This is a genomic window from Acidaminobacter sp. (assembly GCF_030247605.1).
Classification (GTDB): domain Bacteria; phylum Bacillota; class Clostridia; order Peptostreptococcales; family Acidaminobacteraceae; genus Acidaminobacter.
This window is the reverse complement of record NZ_JAOTSB010000032.1, coordinates 1-18,020: the sequence shown is the minus strand read 5'-3', so window position 1 is coordinate 18,020 and position 18,020 is coordinate 1. Positions and strand designations below refer to the sequence as shown.

The following is an 18,020-nucleotide window of genomic DNA, read 5'->3' as shown; positions in this document are numbered from 1 at the left end:
TGATCTAAAAGATCATTTGTAAGGCGCTTTTTTGAGGTGTATAATAGAGTGGCAAAGTCAGATGGAAGAGGGAATAGCATGATTCAAGCGAAGAGCGTTACTTATTTTTATAATGAAGCAGAAGTCACCCCCGCGCTCAAAGAATTGAATATTGATATTGCCAGTGGTGAATTTGTCGTCATAATAGGCCATAATGGTTCAGGGAAGTCGACATTCGCCAAACTTTGCAACGGTATTATGCATCCCACAGAAGGCATCATTTTAATTGATGGGATGGACACCAGCAATTATGATCAGATCTGGGAAATTCGAAAAACGGCAGGTATGGTTTTCCAAAACCCTGACAATCAAATTGTCGCAACAGTGGTTGAAGAAGATGTAGCGTTTGGACCTGAAAATTTAGGAATTTCACCGCCGGAAATACGAATCCGTGTTGATGAGGCTTTGAATAGTGTCGGTATGTACGAACACAGACGCAAACCGCCGCATTTATTGTCTGGCGGTCAAAAGCAACGCATAGCCATAGCCGGGATACTGGCAATGAAGCCAAAATGCATTATTTTGGATGAACCAACAGCCATGCTGGATCCCTCAGGCCGTAAAGAAGTTATGGAAACCATCAGGCGTTTGAACAAAGAAGAAGGTATCACCATTGTCCACATCACACATTTTATGGATGAAGCTGTCCATTGTGATCGCGTCATCGTCATGGAAGATGGGGCAAAGCTCCTTGAAGGCACCCCCAAAACAGTGTTTTCAAAAGTTGAGCAGCTCCAAGGCATGGGCTTGGACGTCCCTCAAGTCACACTTTTAGCGCATCAGTTGAGGGAACAAGGTGTGGACATTCCAGATGATATCATTACTGTAGAAGAGTTGGTGGAAGAGTTATGTCCATTATTATAGAGAAACTTAACCACATATATGATATTGGAAGTCCCTTTGAGACGAATGCGCTGAACAGTGTTTCTCTCCAGATTGAAAAAGGGGATTTTGTCGGTTTGATTGGTCACACCGGATCGGGCAAGTCCACTTTAATTCAGCATATGAACGGGTTATTGAAACCTACATCTGGCAAGATTTTAATCAACGGGTTTGACATAACCTCTTCAAAGGCTAAACTAAACGAAATTAGAAAAAAGGTTGGCCTGGTCTTTCAATATCCAGAGTATCAACTGTTTGAAGAGACAGTTGAGAAGGATGTGGCGTTTGGTCCGAACAATTTGGGCATTGAGCCTGAAGAAGTCAATCGACGTGTCAAAGAATCGCTGGAAATGGTGGGTCTTGATTACGAAGAAATTCGTGGAAAATCTCCTTTTGAACTCAGCGGCGGACAAAAAAGACGCGTTGCAATTGCCGGCGTCATTGCCATGAAACCCGAGGTCCTGATTTTGGATGAACCCACTGCCGGACTGGATCCAAAGGGTAGAGATGAAATCCTTGAGCAAATTCTGGCGCTTCATGCAAAACAGGGAATTACAGTGATTCTGGTTTCCCACAGCATGGAGGATATTGCAAGATACGTCAGAAAGATCTTTGTCATGGACGAAGGGAGTCTGGTCCTGGCTGGCGATCCCGCAGAGGTCTTTAGTCATGTTGAGCAACTGGAGGCTATTGGATTGGCAGCGCCGCAGGTGACATATGTAGCCAAGGCGCTGGCGGCAAAAGGTATAGATATCGATCCGACACTCTATACGGTTGAGAATGCAGCGACGCGTCTGCTTGAACTTCTAAGGAGGAAAAGCCATGCTTCGTGATATCACCGTTGGCCAGTATTTACCACTATCATCACCTGTGCATCGGATGGATCCAAGATTTAAGTTGGTAGCTTCAATGCTTTATATAGTGTCGCTCTTTTTTATCAACTCCTTTATAGGCTATGGCGTTGTGCTGGCTTTTCTGGCACTGACCATAGCGGTCTCCAAGATACCCTATAAATACTTGCTTAGAGGTCTTAAGCCGGTTTTGATGATTATCATCTTCGCGTTTGGCATAAATGTCTTCCTGACCCCTGGCACGGAACTCTTTCGTTTTGGGATCATCAAAATTACGAATGAAGGTGTCAGACAAGCCTTTTTTATGGCCAGCCGCTTAATTCTCCTGATCATTGGAACCTCCATGCTGACTTTGACAACCTCTCCCATTGAGTTGACGGATGGACTGGAGAGGCTTCTGAATCCTTTTAAAAAGCTGGGACTTCCGGCACATGAATTAGCAATGATGATGACAATTGCACTTCGTTTTATTCCAACATTGCTGGAAGAGACGGATAAAATCATGAAGGCGCAGATGGCGAGAGGCGCTGATTTTGAAAGCGGCAATCTGATCAAGCGTGCAAAAAGCCTTATACCTTTGCTTGTCCCGCTTTTCATAAGCGCTTTTAGAAGAGCGGATGAACTTGCTATGGCAATGGAAGCCAGATGCTATAGGGGCGGCGAGAATAGAACGAGAATGAAGGTGCTCCAGTTTACACATTTGGATTTGATTGGGGTATTCGTCTTTATACTGTACTGGGGCGGCCTGATTGCAGTCAGGATGTGGACCGCTTGAAGCTCAGAAAAGCCCCGCGCCGCGTCAAATTGACCATAGCCTATCAAGGCACTCAATATCAAGGTTGGCAGCGTCAGAAGCGATTCAAATCGATTCAGGAGACCATTGAGAAATTGCTCAGCAATTTATTGAGCGAAAAAATCGATTTAACTGCGTCAGGCCGTACAGATGCAGGCGTGCATGCACTTGCCCAAGTGGCGTCTTTTGTGCATCATTCTGCTTTCCCGACGACAAGACTATGCTATGTTCTAAATTATCATCTGCCGGATGACATCCTGATTCTATGTGCAGAAGATGCGGAGCCGGACTTCCATCCGAGATATTCTGCACGAGGCAAAATCTATCAATATAAAATTGACAACTCTATCAATAAAGATCCATTAAAATCCTATTTGGTCTGGCATGTGCCTGAGCCACTGGATCTGGACAAAATGAAAGAAGCAGCGGCTTATTGGATTGGTGAGCATGACTTTGCCACCTTCAGATCCCAGGGGAGCTCAGCGAAGACAACTGTTCGACGCATTGAAGACATTGAGTTTCACAAAGAGGGTACACTGGTGACTTTAACTTTCAGAGGGAATGGGTTTTTGTATAATATGGTTAGGATCATGACAGCGGTTTTGGTTTTGATTGGAAAAGGAAGTCTCGAACCATCAGACGCCGGAAGGCTTCTGGATGCCAGGGAACGCACCAAGGCACCATGGACAGCACCGCCGCAAGGCTTGTACTTAACTGAGGTCATTTATTAAAAAGCGGCTATGATCGCTCTGTATGAACAAATTCATACAATTTATATTGGATTTTAAATAGCAAACTAACAAAAAGTAGTTGACTCTGTGTGCTTGCTATTATAAAATAAGTTTGGCTCATTTTGAGGCGAACTAAAAAAATCCTGCCCCGGGTTTTTTTATTAAATAAAAAACGGTGAAATATTAATGTTAGGAGGGAACTCATGAAATCTTTCGTTGCTAAACCCAATGAAATAGAGAGAAAATGGTATGTCATCAATGCTGAAGGAAAGACCCTCGGCAGACTTTCCACTGAAGTTGCTACAATCCTTAGAGGCAAACATAAGCCAATCTACACCCCTCACGTCGACTGCGGTGATTATGTGATCATCATCAACGCTGAGAAAGTGGTTCTGACAGGCAAAAAACTTGATCAGAAGAAATTCAGATGGCACACTGGCTACACGGGCCACCTGAGAGAGCGCACCTATCGCGAAATGATGGCGAAGAAGCCTGAAACGGTTGTCACACATGCCATCAAAGGTATGCTTCCAAAGAACACCCTTGGAAGAGAGATGCTGAAGAAGCTGAAAGTATACAGCGGTGATCAGCACAACCACGAAGCACAGAAGCCTGAAGCGCTCGAAGTATAACCACGAAGGAGGGAATTCATGATGACTATGCAGTATCAAGGCACAGGAAGACGAAAAAGCTCCACTGCGCGCGTACGCCTCGTACCGGGCAATGGTGAATTCAAGATCAATGGTCGTACAGTTGAAGATTACTTCAACTTTGAAACACTTCGCAATGAGATTAAGCGTCCTCTGGTTCTCACCAACACGCTTGGCAAATTCGACGTCTTTGTAATTGTTGAAGGCGGCGGTTTTACTGGTCAGGCTGGCGCGGTTCGCCACGGTGTTTCCAGAGCCCTTCTTAAAGTAGATGACGAGTATCGTGCCATTCTTAAAAAAGAGGGTTTCCTCACGCGTGACTCCCGCATGAAGGAAAGAAAAAAATACGGACTCAAAGCTGCGAGAAGAGCACCACAGTTCTCCAAGCGATAATTTGCTCAATCAAGGACACCTCATTTTGGGGTGTCTTTTTTCGTAAATATAGAAAGTGAATCCAGTGGCTGCCCTTTTCTTCATTTCAGGATCACATGAAATTACTAGACGCCATTTTGTGCTATAATAATTAAAAGCCGTCTGAAAGGGTGCAAAATCATGAATGAATACAAACAGATCAGTCTCCCAAAACTGAATAATCTTCAGCCCGGTCTCGAATCCACGTGTCTGAAGCTTATGGAGGAGGCCGGAGAGTTAGCGCAATTAATTGGCAAATTTAGAGGCCTAAATGGTGAGACTGTTGATATGGCACCCAAGGAAGTTGTGGAAAGGATCAGCCTCGAGTTGTTGGATGTTGCTCAAGTTGCTGTTTCAATGATGTTTGTGCTTGAGGAGACCTATCAGATTGATATTGACGAAAAAGTATCTGAGCACATTGAAAAGCTTATGAGAAAAGGTTATCTAAAAGGATCGAAGGAGTGATCGAGATGACGATACTCGCTGGTTATTTAATGCCGCATCCGCCTGTCGTGATACCGGCAGTTGGACACGAACAGTCAAAGGTCGTTGCCGCAACGGCCAGGTCAATGGACGAGGTCGGACGACAGATCGCCCGGCTTGAGCCTGAGGTAATCGTCGTAATTTCACCTCATGGACCGCTTTTCAGTGATGCTGTCGCTATTCGCGGAGAAAGTTGTCTTGAGGGCAATTTAAGTGCTTTTGGAGCACCAGAAATCCACATGAAAAAGAATAATGCAATGCCACTTATCAAAGCGCTTGCGGATCTGGCAGCAGACAACAATCTGCCGGCGGTCATATTTGATCACGCGCTAGCGCGAAGATTTGACGTATCCAGTGATTTGGATCATGGTGTCCTTGTCCCTCTTTCCTTTATAGAACCCCATTATTCAAACTACGAACTGGTAGAAATCACCTATGGCTTGTTGTCAACGGATGAATTGTACAGGTTTGGTCAATTGCTTTCGGCTTGCATAGATGATTTGGGCTTTCGCGCGGTCATAATTGCGAGTGGTGATTTATCCCATAAGCTCAAAGATTCGGGACCTTATCGTTTTGATGCCCGCGGCCCGAAGTTTGACGAGTGGATCGTTGATGCCTTTGAAAACAACGACCTGGTTAAAGTTGTCACAGCAGACGAAGCCCTTTGCGAGGGTGCCGGCGAATGCGGTAAAAAGTCCCTGGACATTATGATTGGGGCCCTTGATGGTCTTGAGATCACTTCAAAAGTATTGTCCTATGAAGGCCCGTTTGGCGTGGGTTATGGCGTTGTTGCGCTGACGGATCCGAAACCCGCAGATAATGCCAAGCGGTTTGATGAAGTCGTACAAGGTGTTTTAAGCAGAAGGCTTACAAGACGCAACAGAGAAGATAATTTCGTGAGGCTGGCCAGACTGGCAATTGAAGACTATATTCGAGAGCAAAAGCGAGTCAGTCTTCCCGAGGAACTTAAGGAGCCGGAGCTTGAGGGGCCATCCAAAGGCGTATTTGTCTCGATCAAGAGCTCCGGGGGGCTGCGGGGTTGTATAGGGACGACCATCGGCACACAACGCTCCTTGGCGGACGAGATTATTCACAACGCTATCCAGGCAGCGACTGAGGATCCGAGGTTTCCGGAAATTGAGCCTTGGGAGCTGGAGCACCTCACTATTTCTGTGGATGTCCTTTCGAAAGGTGAGCTGGTACCGGGCTTTAAAGCGCTCGATCCGAAGATCTATGGTGTCATTGTGGAATCTGATTTCAGACGGGGGCTTCTCTTGCCTGACCTTGAGGGTGTTGATACGGTTGAGGATCAAGTTAGAATTGCATTAAACAAAGCTGGCATTAAAGAACATGAGACGTATCGGATTCATAGATTTACAGTTGAGCGGCACGTATAAAGCTAAGTGACAGGAGATTTGAAAATGACATTTGACGAAGGTGTTCAGGCATTAAAGGATCAGGCCCTCAGCATGATGATCCATGCAGAGGGTGAAATAGCGCATTCCTCCAGAGAACGGGGCATTAAACCTTTGTATTTGATTTACACAAAGGGCATCCGTTTTGCGGGAGGGGCGCTGCTGATCGACAGAGTTATAGGCCTTGGGGCTGCCAGAATTGCGGCAGAGCTTGGCATTACAAAAGTGTGGACGCTTGTGATGAGTGAGCCGGCCAAAGCTTATCTGGATTCAGTGGGTATTGAGGTGCAGTACGCTGCTTTGGCAGACCATATCCAGAACAGGGAAGGCACCGGATTCTGCCCGGTCGAGACCATAGCCTTAAATACCAGGTCTGAGGAATCGCATTGGTTTGAGGCTATGATGGAGGAAATTCGTCAGTTTCTGACGCGTATCGGAGCAATTTAAGATCGTGCGAGACATCATTCATAAGATGTGAGGTGTTATGTATGAAAGAATCAACCTTGGTTATTATAAAACCGGATGCAGTCAAGAAACAAAAGATTGGTGCAATATTGTCGCTTTACGAAGCCCACGGTTTGGTTCTCGAGGAAGCCTATATGTGTGTACCTGAGGAGGAACTGGTTGAGAAGCACTACGAAGCGCATAAAGACAAGAGTTTTTACGCCTCTCTGGTGCGCTTTATGACTTCTGACCGGGTTTTTGTCATGAAGCTGACTGGAGAAAATGCCGTCGAGGTAGTCCGAGAAATCAATGGGGCTACAGATCCGGCCAAAGCCCGAGTGTGCACAATCAGGTACCTCTATGGAGACAGCGTCCAGCTCAATGCCGTCCATGGATCTTCAAGTCTTGAGGAAGCCAGGGAAGAGCTGGCGCTCTGGTTCGGGAAAGACGAGGCGGCTGAAGAGGAATAAAAAGCGGTTGTTAAGATTTTGGAATTGATTTATGTAATAATGACCCCAAAAAATAGTAATTGGAGGACTTTATAATGAACGAAACTAAATCATTGATCCGCGGAGCGTTGATCATAGCGCTGGGACTTCTGGTACCGACAGTTTTTCATCTCACATCTGTCAGCGGATCGATTTTCCTGCCAATGCATTTGCCAATTCTAGCAGGTGCAGTTTTCGTTAATCCTTGGATTGCCTTAATCGCGGGTGCGCTCACGCCGCTCACGAGTGCCATTGCCACTGGGATGCCGCCACTTTTCCCAATAGCCTTTCTCATGGCTTTTGAACTCGCTGCATATGGCTGGACCATGTCATGGCTGATCAACAAGCGACGGATTAATGTATATGCTGCGCTTGTCGTCTCCATGCTGGTCGGTCGCGTTGTACTTGGTCTTGCTGCAGTAGTGACCACATCGGTTTTCGCTGTTCAATTAAATCCGGTGATGTACATGAAAGGCGCAATTTTGACAGGTCTTCCGGGCATGGCGCTGCAGCTTCTGGTGGTGCCTGTACTCATTAAGGCATTATCTTCATCGCTTCAACTCAGAAGAGGGTAAGGCGGCATGCTGCGAATTCATCAGATCAAAATGGAAATTGAGCATAGTGACAGGGAGATTGAAATTCAGTTGAGAAAGAGGTTGGGAATGGGGGCGAGTGAGCCCCTTTCCTGGCGCATAGCCCGGGAATCCCTCGATTTGAGAAAGGGTCAGCCTGCAAGAGTGGTCTACAGTATAGATCTATTCGCCGGAGACCGCGAGCCTAAGCTGCTCAAGAAACTTGGGAAAGATGCCGAGCGTTTGGAGGCAGCAAATCAAACTCATTCAACCGAGTCCGGACCAAAGGGAAATGTGCTTCAATTTCCACCGGTTGTAATTGGGTTTGGACCTGCCGGGATGTTTGCGGCAGAACGCCTCAGCCGTCATGGTTATACCCCGGTTATCATTGAACGTGGAAGTCGTGTGGAGAAGCGCGTAGAAGACATTGAAACATTTTGGTCAACCGGCGTCCTCAATCCGGAATCCAATGTTCAATTTGGAGAAGGTGGCGCGGGTACCTTTTCGGATGGAAAACTGACTTCGCGCAGCAAGGATCCGAGAGGTCAGCAGGTTCTGGATCTGCTTGCGGAGCTCGGAGCGCCTGAAGACATACGTTACAGGCAAAAACCCCACATTGGCACAGATGTCCTCAGACATGTGGTAAAAGCCATGCGGCTCAGAATCGAGGCACAGGGCGGTCAATTTTTGTTTGACACAAAAGTTTGTTTGATAAAACGGTTGCCTGATGGACTTTTTGAGCTTGAGTTGTCAAACGGTATGAAAATGAAGTCGGACGTGGTCGTCCTCGCCGTTGGACACAGCGCCAGAGACACCTTTGCAATGCTCCATGGGCAGGGGGTCGAGCTGCGCCAGAAGCCGTTTGCTGTTGGTGTCCGCATTGAGCACCAACAGTCAGAGATTAACCTGCAGCAGTATAGTGAGCATCTTGAGGCTTTAGAGAAGCGCTACGGCGCATCGGAATACAAGCTGACAGCGACGACCTCCGGAGGACGTGGTGTTTATACCTTTTGCATGTGCCCGGGCGGCGAAGTTGTCGCGGCTTCGTCAGAGCCGGGGGGTGTAGTCACCAATGGCATGAGCAGACGGGCAAGGGATATGGAAAATGCCAACAGCGCTTTGCTGGTCTCTGTGACGCCAGAGGATTTTAACTCGAAGCACTTGCTCTCTGGAATCGAATTTCAGCGCGCCTTGGAAGCTGCAGCGTATGAACTCGGAGGCAGAACTTACGGCGCCCCGTATATGACGGTGGGTGAATTTTTGGGACACAGGCCGTTTAACGCGTCAGATGAAACCGGAAAGATTAAACCGACTTATCGACCGCATCCGGTCAAAGCGGACTTCAGAACAGCCATGCCGCCGTTCCTGCTGGAAGCGCTTCAGGATGGCCTGACGCAGATGGGTCAAAAGATGAAGGCTTTTGCCGATGGTGACGGGATTCTCACCGCATTTGAAACCCGCAGCTCGTCTCCTGTACGTATTCTGCGAGATGAAAACACCTTCGAATCCATTTCACACCCGGGTCTGTATCCTTGCGGTGAAGGCGCGGGCTACGCAGGCGGGATCACCTCCTCTGCAATTGATGGAATTCGCGTGGCAGAGCATATTTTGACGCGTGGTCGTCCTGAGCTGCAGGCGTCGTGGGATTGAATCGGATATTAAATAAATTGTTTAAAGAATACAATGGAAACCGCTTAAGAAACCCACTTTTTTGTTTAGCAGACAGAATATTGGCAATATAATTGAAATGATAAGACTAGTATGCTAAAATAATTGTGAATATTAAAAAAATTCAACAAGGCAAATGTGTTTCCTTCATTTTCAACCTTTTGATGTACGTTATAATCAGAGGGAAACGCAAAAAACCTAGTTGTAGACTGATGCTAATCATGTTATGATTATAAACACTTGTATTACGGTTTCGTAATATTGAGCACCTCAGAATGGCTGGCGGGAAGTCGACTGCTTTGAAATTTGATAATGCGTATAAATCTTCGTTAGGACGTTGTTTGTACGCATTTAATATTTTGGGAATTTTTCCCATGATTGTCCTTTTGGCTCTCCATGATGTTTCACCGCATAAATCATCACTAAATATGCGGTTGAATCATAGATGCATCATAATTTTTATTCTCATTCAAAAAGGAGGCGTAGTTAGTGGATCAAACAGGACAAAAAAGAGAAAACTGGGGTTCGCGGTTCGGCTTTATCATGGCAGCGGCAGGATCCGCAGTCGGTCTCGGAAACATTTGGCGTTTTCCGTATCTGACTGGTATGAACGGTGGTAGTGCATTTATCTTAATTTATCTTTTCTTCGTTTTCGTCATTTGTCTCAGTGTCATGATCGCCGAGTTTACAGTCGGCAGAAACTCTGGGAAAGCTGCAGTAGGTGCGTACAAATCCAAGAGCAGGAACTGGACCTTTGCAGGCGTCATTGGTGTACTAAGCGGATTTTTGATCATGGGCTTCTATCCAGTCGTTGGTGGCTGGGCATTGGCTTATGTCGTCAAATCTTTTACAGGGTTGCTTGCTGCACCGGAGGCCATAGGTGATTCCTTTGGCGCCTTTATTGGCAATCCGGTTGAGCCGTTGATCTGGATGGCACTCTTCCTTGCCATGAACATTTTTATCGTATCACGCGGTGTCGCAAAAGGTATTGAAACAGCGGGCAAGATTCTCATGCCTATGCTGTTCGTCATTTTGCTTTTGATCGCGGCTCGTGGTTTAACCCTCGAAGGTGCAAGCAAGGGTGTTGAATTCCTCTTTAAACCGGATTTCTCAGTTGTAACCGGCCAGACTTTCCTGGCAGCTCTGGGACAGGCGTTCTTCTCGCTTTCCCTTGGTATGGGCTGTATGATTACCTACGGAAGTTATCTGAACAAGTCGGAGAACCTCGCACAGAACGCAGCCATCGTAACCGTGATGGATACCTCTGCAGCGCTTCTTGCAGGTCTGGCAATGTTCCCTGCAATGTTCGCATTTGGATTTGAACCAGCTGCAGGTCCTGGCCTCGTTTTCGTCGTCGTTCCTTCCATTTTTGCTCAAATGGGCGCTTTGGGTCCAATCCTTTCCGCTTTCTTCTTCGTCGCCTTGGTAGTCGCAGCGCTCACGTCTTCCGTTTCCCTGCTGGAGGTCGTCGTTGCTTACCTGATGGATGAAAGAAGCTGGACTAGAAAGAAAGCCGTTTATATTTCCTCGGCTATCATGGTCGCAATGTGCATTATGGCGTCTCTATCTCTGGGTGTCATGTCAGGCGTTACCTTCCTTGGTGTCGGCGCGTTTGACTTCTTCGACATTTTGACAGACAAGATCTTCCTCGCTATCGGCGGCCTGCTCCTTGCAGTTTTCACTGGTTGGTTTGTAGACAAGGAAGTTTTGAGACAAGAGCTCACTAATGGCGGCACAGTCAGTTTTGCGCTGTTTGAAGTATGGCACGGATTGATCAAATATGTCATTCCTGTCGTCATTGCTGTAATCGCTGTAACGGGGATCATGTCCATTTCTCAGAAAGGCCTCATGATCTTTGGTCTTGCAGTCATTGCTGTATTGGCGCTCGTCTCCAAAAAACTTTAATCTAATAAGCTTTAATTCAAAAAACCTTTCCGGTTCTCCGGAAAGGTTTTTTTAGGTGGTGCAAAAAGTAAAAAGCAGGAAACAGCGTCGGCCGTCTCCTGCTCATTTCTACAATCATGTCTTCCTTCAATTTTACAAACGATACTTCGTAATTTCCTCACAGTAACTGCAAATATATTCCGCCGAGCCGTTCATCTCATATAGTTTGAACTTTGGAACTGCGTAGGCATCCGAATTCGTGATGCAACGCGGATTGATGCAGTTGAAGAGGCCGGTAACTTCTTCGGGGATGTTGGCTTTTCGCTTGTCCGTGATTTTTGAATCCCTGACAATATTGACGGTAATGTTGTGGTCGATCAGGCCCAGGATATCCAGATCAATATCAAATACATCCGCAATCTTGATGATGTCCTTTTTACCGAGAGCTTTGCTGTCTACATTCATAAGCAGCACGACCGGTGTGTCAATATGCTCGGAAAGGAGCTTGTTGAAAATCTTAAGTCCGTTGCCTGCTTTGATGTGATCGATGACGATGCCATTTTGTATACCTTTAACCTCTAGCATAAGGACCCACCTCCAGCAATTTGCAGATTAGTGCCATTCTGACATAAACGCCCATTTTCGACTGTTCAAAATAAGCGGCTCTCGGATCCGTATCCACATCTATGGCGATTTCATTGACTCTCGGAAGCGGGTGCAGAATGATTAAATCTTCCTTTGCAGACCTTATTTTGTCACGGTTAAGAATATAAGTATTTTTGAGTCTGACATAGTCTTCTTCGTTAAAGAAACGTTCTTTTTGAATTCGTGTCATGTAGAGCATGTCCAGCTCTTCGACAACGTCTTCGAGATAGCGCACTTCGATCAGTTTGACGCCTTGCTTCTCCAGTTGTCGCTTGAGGGAGACAGGCAGTGTCAGTTCATCCGGCGAGATCAGGTAGAATTCCTTGTTTCCAAATCTAGCCAGGGTTCTGATAAGACTGTGCACTGTTCTGCCAAACTTAAGGTCGCCGCAGAATCCAATCTTCATGTTGTCAAGCCGACCCTTGAACCGCTTGATGGTGATGAGGTCCGTCAAAGTTTGGGTAGGATGCTGGTGGCCTCCATCGCCGCCGTTGATGACGGGAATGGTAGCAAAATGTGTCGCTAGTTTAGGTGCGCCCTCTTTTGGATGGCGCATGACAATCAAATCAGAATAATCATTGACGACCTTGATGGTGTCCGCGAGGGATTCGCCTTTGGCTGTGGAACTGGTACTGGCGTCGCTGAAGCCAAGGACCTGGCCGCCGAGGCGCATCATGGCGGAATCAAAGCTCAGCTTGGTGCGGGTGCTTGGCTCAAAGAAGAGTGAAGCCATAATTTTTCCATCACAAACTTTTCTGTATTGTGATGGGTTCTCATAAATCGAGAGTCCGGTGTCGACGAGTTGCATCAATTCTTCCAGTGTAAAATCTTCAGGTTCGATCAGGTGTCGGACTTGTGACATTAGAGCGCCTCCTTATGGTCAGGGGTTGGGCAGTGGACAAAATAAAAGACCTTTTTCCCAGAGGAAAAAGGCCACAATGGCATCATACTTTGGTGCGTGAGCACCTGAAGCGACGTTGCGCCTTCCCAATCTCTCGGACTGAGTTAAAGGCTGTATTGAATTCGCCTAATACTATCATAATTTTATTTGAAGTGTCAAACGTTTTGAGGAAGATTTGACCATGTAATTCCATACAGCGAAAAACATAAATATTTACCGTTGTTAAGATTCAGATTGACATCGATTTTGGGGTATGATATTTTGTATAGAGTTATTAAATTAGAGCACCTTTAACCAGGTACGAGATGCCTGTAAGGTCGAACTGATGAGAATGATCCGGCGCGGGTGCCGGTATCCTTCCCCTTGCAGACAGCTGCAAGGGGTTTTTTGATTTAGGAGGTAAGAGGATGAAACGTTTGATCGTGAATGCGACTTATTTGAGAGGTGCCAATCTGGATTGGGACAAGGGGCCGCTGTTGATTGAGGATGGCGTGCTGAAGACCATCGGCATAAACGAATGCGAAAAGCTGATGTCGGAAGCGGATGAAGTGATCGATGCGAACGGGTGGATTGGAATTCCTGCTTTTGCTGACCTGCATGTGCATTTCAGAGAACCGGGCTTCGAAGTGAAAGAAACGCTGGAAACCGGTTTAATGGCAGCTGCCAAAGGCGGGTTCACATTGGTCGCAGCTATGCCGAACACGAAACCGCCTCTGGACTCCTGCGAACGCATTGAGGCGCTGATGGCAAAAGCAAAAAAACTGTCACCTGTAGAGTTCCTGCAGTTTTCGGCGGTGACCCTGGAACAAAAGGGCGATACAGTTGTCGATGTGGAGGGGATGGCTGCCAGGAACATCAAGCTCTTCTCAGAGGATGGCCGAGAAGTCCAGTCGCCTGAACGGTTTAAAGAAGCTCTAATTAGGGTAGAACAGGCAGGAGGGCTGGTGGTCACCCATTGTGAGGACCATGATCTGACTGCTCAATATAAGGATGGCCCATACCCGCCGGAAGGCGAGTGGAACATGGTTAAACGCGATATCCAGCTGGCGGCAGAGACGAATACGAGGCTGCATCTGGCGCATCTCAGCACAAGGGAAAGCATTGAACTCGTCAGAAGTGCAAAGGCAGAGGGGATTAAGGTGACTTCTGAAGTCGCGCCGCATCACCTGCTCCTCGACTCAGACCGGGTCAGTTTCTCAACGGCTTTCTATAAAGTTAATCCGCCGCTGCGCAACGCCCGTCACATAGCAGCTCTGATCGAAGGGATTAAGGACGGCACTGTAGATATGATCGCGTCTGATCACGCGCCTCATGAAATAGAGAGTAAGCATTGCCCTTATGGGGTGGGAAGTTATGGCTTCAGCAGTCTGGAATATTCCTTTTCGGCAGCGCATACGGCTCTCAGGGCCAACGGCATTAGCCTGAGAACGCTGGTGAAGCTGATGAGCTTTGCGCCCAGGACTTTGATTGGCAGAGAGGAAAACGTCATTGAAAATCAGAGACCTGCGGATCTTGTTTTCGTCAATTTGGATGAGAAACTGACCGTTCAAGAGGGAGACATAGTTTCAAAAGGAAAGAACTGTCCTTACATTGGACATGAATTGACCGGTGCGGTGAAGTGCCTGATTCTGGGGGATCAAATACTATACAGGAGTGGTGAAGAGAATGTCGGCTGATCGTTTAATTAAGAAAATCATGGAAAAGAAAAGTGTCCTTTGTGTTGGACTCGATCCGGTTGTAGATAAATTGCCCAATGTTCTAAAGCAGGAAATTGAAATGCAAGGGAAGACCCTTGAAGCCGCGGCGGAAGCGGTCTATAAATTCAACACAGTCGTGCTGGATGCTGTGGCGCCGTATACTGCCGTGGTCAAGCCGCAGGTTGCTTTTTATGAAGCGCTTGGGGTGCCGGGGCTCGAGGCGTACAGAAAGACAATCGAGTACGCAAAGAAGCTTGATCTTTATGTGATCGCGGATATAAAGCGCGGCGATATTGGAACAACCTCAGAGGCTTATGCCCAAGCGCATTTGGGATACACGAATATCCTTGGCGAGAAGAGACGCGCATTTGAATCTGACGCCGTTACGATCAATCCCTATCTCGGCGATGATTCCAACCATGCCTTCAGCCAGTGGGCTGCTAAAGAAGATGGCATGACGTTCCTCCTGGTAAAGACCTCGAATAAGACCTCAAGCCAGCTGCAGAACCAAAAGGTGGGAGAACGCTTTGTCTTTGATGTCGTGGGAGACATGCTGAAGGACAGCCCGTATGCGATTAAGGGCGAGTATGGATATACACCGCTCGGTGCCGTGGTTGGCGCGACTCATCCCGAAGAACTCAGCCTGCTCAGGTCCTCATTGGAAGGCAGCTTTTTCCTGATCCCTGGATATGGCGCTCAAGGCGGCAGCGCGGACGACGCTACGAACGGCTTTGACGAGCGCGGCTTAGGTGCAGTTGTCAATTCCTCAAGAGGGGTCATTTATGCCTTTAATGAAGAGGCCAACTATGGCGCTCAAATAGCAGAGGCTGCACAACAATCCAGAGATGATTTGAATGCAGCCCTGGAGCGGGCCGGCAAGACGTATTGGGAGGCATAGTGCATGAAGTCTATTCGCGATTTGAAAATTGTTTCAACGGATGAAATTGCCCAGGGCATCTTTGCGCTGGTACTTGAACGCCATCCGGATTTCGGGGACCTCAAGCCGGGTCAATTTTTCAATTTAGCTTTGAAGTCGAGGGAACTTCCGCTTCTTAAGCGTCCCATCAGCCTGTCCACCTGGGATGATCAAACCATGACTTTTGTTATTCGAAAAGTAGGAAAAGGCACTGAACTCCTCTGCGCTGCCAAGCCTGGTGAATGGGTCTCTGCCGTGGGCCCTCTCGGCAATGGCTTTGATTTGGCGCAGACACCATCGGCAGCGACGCTCCTGGGCGGGGGCATAGGCACCGCGCCGCTGTTGGCTCTTGCAGAGGCCTTGTCAGCCGCAGGCACTAAAGTTAATGTTTACCTTGGATATCTGAATGAGCCCTATCTCATAGAGGCCTTCAAAGCTGTGGCCGATGGTCTTTTCATCGCCACCATGGAACCTGTAGAAGGTTTTTATCACGGCAATGTCGTCGAGTACTGGATGAACCAGGAATCCGGTGTAACGCAGCGCCATGTTTACAGCTGCGGCCCAGATGCCATGCTCCATATGGTTCAGCTCTCGCTGAAGTCGAGGGGACAGAAGGGACACCTCCTCACGGAAGAGCGCATGGCATGCGGCATAGGCGCATGCTTGACCTGCGCAAAACCCATTGAGCAGGACGGCGAAGTCCATATGCTGAGAACCTGTATCGAAGGTCCTGTATTCAAAGCCGAGGAGGTCGTATTCAATGCAAATGAATAATGTGGATTTAAACGGCCTGATCCTCAAGAATCCCGTTACGGTGGCATCAGGCACTTTTGGATTTGGCAGGGAATTCGCCGACTTTTATGATTTGGGACTTCTCGGCGCAATTTCGGTAAAAGGTCTCACCCTCAAACCAAGAGAAGGCAATCCCGTGCCGCGGCTGGCTGAAACCCCAATGGGCATGATCAATAGCGTCGGTCTTCAAAACCCGGGTGTTGAAGCGTTCATTCGCGACGAAATCCCGTTCCTGCGAAAATTTGACACGAAAATTATTGCGAATATCAATGGCAACACCTTGGAGGAGTATGTAGAGATGGCGAAAATACTTGAACAGGAAGATGTCGACTCCATAGAGGTCAACATTTCCTGTCCGAATGTCAAGAGTGGCGGTATGGCTTTTGGCACAGATCCCCTCATGGCTTCAAAAGTGACTGCGGCAGTGCGCAATGTCACCTCGAAGCATATGATTGTCAAGCTGAGCCCGAATGTGACCGACATTCGGACTATTGCTAAAGCTGCAGAAGTCTCCGGTGCAAACTGTCTGTCCATGATTAACACCATTACCGGCATGGCTTTTGATCTCAAGACGCGCCGTCCAATCATTGCCAACCGAATTGGGGGTCTGTCAGGTCCGGCAGTCAAGCCGATCGGCGTGCGTATGGTTTACGAAGCGGCTTCAGTTGTGAGTATTCCAATTATTGGCATGGGTGGGATCATGACCGCAGAGGATGCCTTCGAATATATGCTGGCTGGCGCTGCGGCTGTCGCTGTAGGCACAGGGAATCTCGTGAACCCAATGTGCGCGCCTGAAGTACTCGAAGGATTAAAGAAATATTTGCCGATGGACATTTAGTCCCAACGTACTTTGAAGTCACTCATATTCAACCCTCTGCTAAAAACTTCGATATTTTAGCAGAGGGTTTTAAACGGACTTTTTGAAAAAGTACCATTGAATTTTCGAACTTCAATAGTGCCTTTAAAGAAGGAAAAATGACCAGAAAAAAGATTCGTTTATTTTGAAAAACCTAGTTGACGAACGTCTGCTGAGATGCTAAACTAATCAAGTCGCTGAACGTTGAACGTTTATCGCAACGCTTCAAAAAAACTTGGTAAAAAACGGATTTGAAAAGATCCAAAAGAATTTAAAAAAACTCTTGACGACTTGAAACCACAGTGTTAAACTGTAACAGTCCCTTGAGATGCCGGGTTGAAAAACTTCATTAAAAGCGACACATTCGATCCTTGAAAACTAAACAGTGTACAACCCAAAATTCTGAAATAAAAAGTCGGTTCTGCTTGGAACCGGCGAAGTGATTTCTGATTATGGAAATAACGGAAGTCAGTGTTACAACTGCAGTTTAAGGATTATGATTAAGAGTTTGATCCTGGCTCAGGATGAACGCTGGCGGCGTGCCTAACACATGCAAGTCGAGCGCGATTAGTTGGACTGGAGACTTCGGTCAAAGGGAAGACTATGAAAGCGGCGGACGGGTGAGTAACGCGTGAGCAACCTGCCCTGTACAGGGGGATAGCCACTGGAAACGGTGATTAATACCCCATAAACCCAAAGGATCGCATGATCCAATGGGCAAAGTTCCAACGGTACAGGATGGGCTCGCGTCTGATTAGCTAGTTGGTGAGGTAATGGCTCACCAAGGCGACGATCAGTAGCCGACCTGAGAGGGTGAACGGCCACACTGGAACTGAGACACGGTCCAGACTCCTACGGGAGGCAGCAGTGGGGAATATTGCACAATGGGCGCAAGCCTGATG

General features: G+C 47.4%; 19 protein-coding genes and 1 rRNA gene. 18 read left to right on the top strand and 2 right to left on the bottom strand.

All coding sequences use genetic code 11. From position 1 onward, the window contains the following. The first annotated feature begins 78 nt into the window (after positions 1-78). From OEL90_RS12545 to OEL90_RS12485, 13 genes are all read left to right on the top strand, one after another. Entirely contained in the window at positions 79-903 is an 825-nt protein-coding gene (locus OEL90_RS12545; RefSeq protein WP_300689027.1) for an energy-coupling factor transporter ATPase, read from the top strand. After that, positions 888-1,754, top strand: coding sequence for an energy-coupling factor transporter ATPase (locus OEL90_RS12540; RefSeq protein ID WP_291404417.1), 867 nt, complete (start codon positions 888-890; stop codon positions 1,752-1,754). Before OEL90_RS12545 ends, OEL90_RS12540 begins: the two co-directional genes overlap by 16 nt. Next, complete coding sequence (locus tag OEL90_RS12535) at positions 1,744-2,547, top strand: energy-coupling factor transporter transmembrane component T family protein (RefSeq protein ID WP_300689024.1); 804 nt, start codon at positions 1,744-1,746, stop codon at positions 2,545-2,547. The genes OEL90_RS12540 and OEL90_RS12535 overlap by 11 nt, the downstream gene beginning before the upstream one ends. Continuing rightward, positions 2,544-3,296 carry a tRNA pseudouridine(38-40) synthase TruA gene (truA, locus tag OEL90_RS12530; RefSeq protein WP_291404414.1) on the top strand — a complete coding sequence of 251 codons (753 nt, stop codon included), beginning with the start codon at positions 2,544-2,546 and terminating at the stop codon, positions 3,294-3,296. Before OEL90_RS12535 ends, truA begins: the two co-directional genes overlap by 4 nt. 203 nt (positions 3,297-3,499) lie before the next feature. Then, positions 3,500-3,928 (top strand): 50S ribosomal protein L13, encoded by a 429-nt coding sequence (rplM, locus tag OEL90_RS12525; protein WP_291404412.1) that lies wholly within the window; start codon positions 3,500-3,502, stop codon positions 3,926-3,928. 18 nt (positions 3,929-3,946) lie between these two features. Then, a complete protein-coding gene (gene rpsI, locus OEL90_RS12520; RefSeq protein ID WP_291404410.1) occupies positions 3,947-4,339 on the top strand; it encodes a 30S ribosomal protein S9 in 393 nt (130 codons plus the stop codon). 159 nt (positions 4,340-4,498) lie between these two features. Then, on the top strand, positions 4,499-4,822 hold the full coding sequence (locus OEL90_RS12515) for a MazG-like family protein (protein ID WP_291404408.1): 324 nt from the start codon (positions 4,499-4,501) through the stop codon (positions 4,820-4,822). 5 nt (positions 4,823-4,827) lie between these two features. Continuing rightward, the gene (gene amrA, locus OEL90_RS12510) at positions 4,828-6,237 is read left to right on the top strand and encodes an AmmeMemoRadiSam system protein A (RefSeq protein ID WP_300689018.1); all 1,410 of its coding nucleotides are present in this window, start codon (positions 4,828-4,830) and stop codon (positions 6,235-6,237) included. A 24-nt stretch (positions 6,238-6,261) separates the two neighbouring features. Next, positions 6,262-6,702: a DUF1893 domain-containing protein gene (locus OEL90_RS12505; RefSeq protein WP_291404404.1), complete on the top strand. Its 441-nt coding sequence runs from the start codon at positions 6,262-6,264 to the stop codon at positions 6,700-6,702. A 41-nt stretch (positions 6,703-6,743) separates the two neighbouring features. Beyond that, positions 6,744-7,169 (top strand): nucleoside-diphosphate kinase, encoded by a 426-nt coding sequence (gene ndk / locus OEL90_RS12500; RefSeq protein WP_300689015.1) that lies wholly within the window; start codon positions 6,744-6,746, stop codon positions 7,167-7,169. 74 nt (positions 7,170-7,243) lie between these two features. Next, positions 7,244-7,762 carry an ECF transporter S component gene (locus OEL90_RS12495; protein ID WP_300689013.1) on the top strand — a complete coding sequence of 173 codons (519 nt, stop codon included), beginning with the start codon at positions 7,244-7,246 and terminating at the stop codon, positions 7,760-7,762. Positions 7,763-7,768: 6 nt separating this feature from the next. Further along, on the top strand, positions 7,769-9,409 hold the full coding sequence (locus OEL90_RS12490) for an NAD(P)/FAD-dependent oxidoreductase (RefSeq protein WP_300689011.1): 1,641 nt from the start codon (positions 7,769-7,771) through the stop codon (positions 9,407-9,409). A gap of 507 nt (positions 9,410-9,916) precedes the next feature. Further along, positions 9,917-11,332 (top strand): sodium-dependent transporter, encoded by a 1,416-nt coding sequence (locus OEL90_RS12485; protein ID WP_291404396.1) that lies wholly within the window; start codon positions 9,917-9,919, stop codon positions 11,330-11,332. Between the two features lie 132 nt (positions 11,333-11,464). Here the strand turns inward: OEL90_RS12485 and OEL90_RS12480 are convergent, their stop codons facing one another. Together OEL90_RS12480 and pyrB are read right to left on the bottom strand one after the other, a co-directional pair. Next, complete coding sequence (locus tag OEL90_RS12480; protein WP_291404394.1) at positions 11,465-11,896, bottom strand: aspartate carbamoyltransferase regulatory subunit; 432 nt, start codon at positions 11,894-11,896, stop codon at positions 11,465-11,467. Then, on the bottom strand, positions 11,883-12,818 hold the full coding sequence (gene pyrB / locus OEL90_RS12475) for an aspartate carbamoyltransferase (RefSeq protein ID WP_291404392.1): 936 nt from the start codon (positions 12,816-12,818) through the stop codon (positions 11,883-11,885). Before pyrB ends, OEL90_RS12480 begins: the two co-directional genes overlap by 14 nt. A gap of 446 nt (positions 12,819-13,264) precedes the next feature. Between pyrB and OEL90_RS12470 the strand changes: the two genes are divergently transcribed. From OEL90_RS12470 to OEL90_RS12450, 5 genes are all read left to right on the top strand, one after another. Then, the gene (locus OEL90_RS12470) at positions 13,265-14,533 is read left to right on the top strand and encodes a dihydroorotase (protein ID WP_291404390.1); all 1,269 of its coding nucleotides are present in this window, start codon (positions 13,265-13,267) and stop codon (positions 14,531-14,533) included. Then, the gene (pyrF, locus tag OEL90_RS12465) at positions 14,523-15,452 is read left to right on the top strand and encodes an orotidine-5'-phosphate decarboxylase (RefSeq protein ID WP_291404388.1); all 930 of its coding nucleotides are present in this window, start codon (positions 14,523-14,525) and stop codon (positions 15,450-15,452) included. The genes OEL90_RS12470 and pyrF overlap by 11 nt, the downstream gene beginning before the upstream one ends. 3 nt (positions 15,453-15,455) lie before the next feature. Further along, positions 15,456-16,244 (top strand): dihydroorotate dehydrogenase electron transfer subunit, encoded by a 789-nt coding sequence (locus OEL90_RS12460; RefSeq protein WP_291404386.1) that lies wholly within the window; start codon positions 15,456-15,458, stop codon positions 16,242-16,244. Continuing rightward, on the top strand, positions 16,231-17,100 hold the full coding sequence (locus OEL90_RS12455) for a dihydroorotate dehydrogenase (protein ID WP_300689002.1): 870 nt from the start codon (positions 16,231-16,233) through the stop codon (positions 17,098-17,100). Before OEL90_RS12460 ends, OEL90_RS12455 begins: the two co-directional genes overlap by 14 nt. Positions 17,101-17,614: 514 nt before the next feature. Next, positions 17,615-18,020: ribosomal RNA gene (locus tag OEL90_RS12450) — 16S ribosomal RNA — on the top strand; the annotation flags it as partial.

Excerpts from the sequence above, each read along its gene's own strand:
- pyrB (WP_291404392.1), bottom strand. The coding sequence starts at position 12,818 with ATGTCACAAGTCCGACACCTGATCGAACCTGAAGATTTTACACTGGAA.
- amrA (WP_300689018.1), top strand. The coding sequence starts at position 4,828 with ATGACGATACTCGCTGGTTATTTAATGCCGCATCCGCCTGTCGTGATA.
- OEL90_RS12540 (WP_291404417.1), top strand. The coding sequence starts at position 888 with ATGTCCATTATTATAGAGAAACTTAACCACATATATGATATTGGAAGT.
- OEL90_RS12515 (WP_291404408.1), top strand. The coding sequence starts at position 4,499 with ATGAATGAATACAAACAGATCAGTCTCCCAAAACTGAATAATCTTCAG.
- OEL90_RS12480 (WP_291404394.1), bottom strand. The coding sequence starts at position 11,896 with ATGCTAGAGGTTAAAGGTATACAAAATGGCATCGTCATCGATCACATC.
- OEL90_RS12535 (WP_300689024.1), top strand. The coding sequence starts at position 1,744 with ATGCTTCGTGATATCACCGTTGGCCAGTATTTACCACTATCATCACCT.
- pyrF (WP_291404388.1), top strand. The coding sequence starts at position 14,523 with ATGTCGGCTGATCGTTTAATTAAGAAAATCATGGAAAAGAAAAGTGTC.
- OEL90_RS12490 (WP_300689011.1), top strand. The coding sequence starts at position 7,769 with ATGCTGCGAATTCATCAGATCAAAATGGAAATTGAGCATAGTGACAGG.
- ndk (WP_300689015.1), top strand. The coding sequence starts at position 6,744 with ATGAAAGAATCAACCTTGGTTATTATAAAACCGGATGCAGTCAAGAAA.
- rpsI (WP_291404410.1), top strand. The coding sequence starts at position 3,947 with ATGATGACTATGCAGTATCAAGGCACAGGAAGACGAAAAAGCTCCACT.
- rplM (WP_291404412.1), top strand. The coding sequence starts at position 3,500 with ATGAAATCTTTCGTTGCTAAACCCAATGAAATAGAGAGAAAATGGTAT.
- OEL90_RS12470 (WP_291404390.1), top strand. The coding sequence starts at position 13,265 with ATGAAACGTTTGATCGTGAATGCGACTTATTTGAGAGGTGCCAATCTG.
- OEL90_RS12455 (WP_300689002.1), top strand. The coding sequence starts at position 16,231 with ATGCAAATGAATAATGTGGATTTAAACGGCCTGATCCTCAAGAATCCC.
- OEL90_RS12545 (WP_300689027.1), top strand. The coding sequence starts at position 79 with ATGATTCAAGCGAAGAGCGTTACTTATTTTTATAATGAAGCAGAAGTC.
- OEL90_RS12460 (WP_291404386.1), top strand. The coding sequence starts at position 15,456 with ATGAAGTCTATTCGCGATTTGAAAATTGTTTCAACGGATGAAATTGCC.
- OEL90_RS12495 (WP_300689013.1), top strand. The coding sequence starts at position 7,244 with ATGAACGAAACTAAATCATTGATCCGCGGAGCGTTGATCATAGCGCTG.
- OEL90_RS12505 (WP_291404404.1), top strand. The coding sequence starts at position 6,262 with ATGACATTTGACGAAGGTGTTCAGGCATTAAAGGATCAGGCCCTCAGC.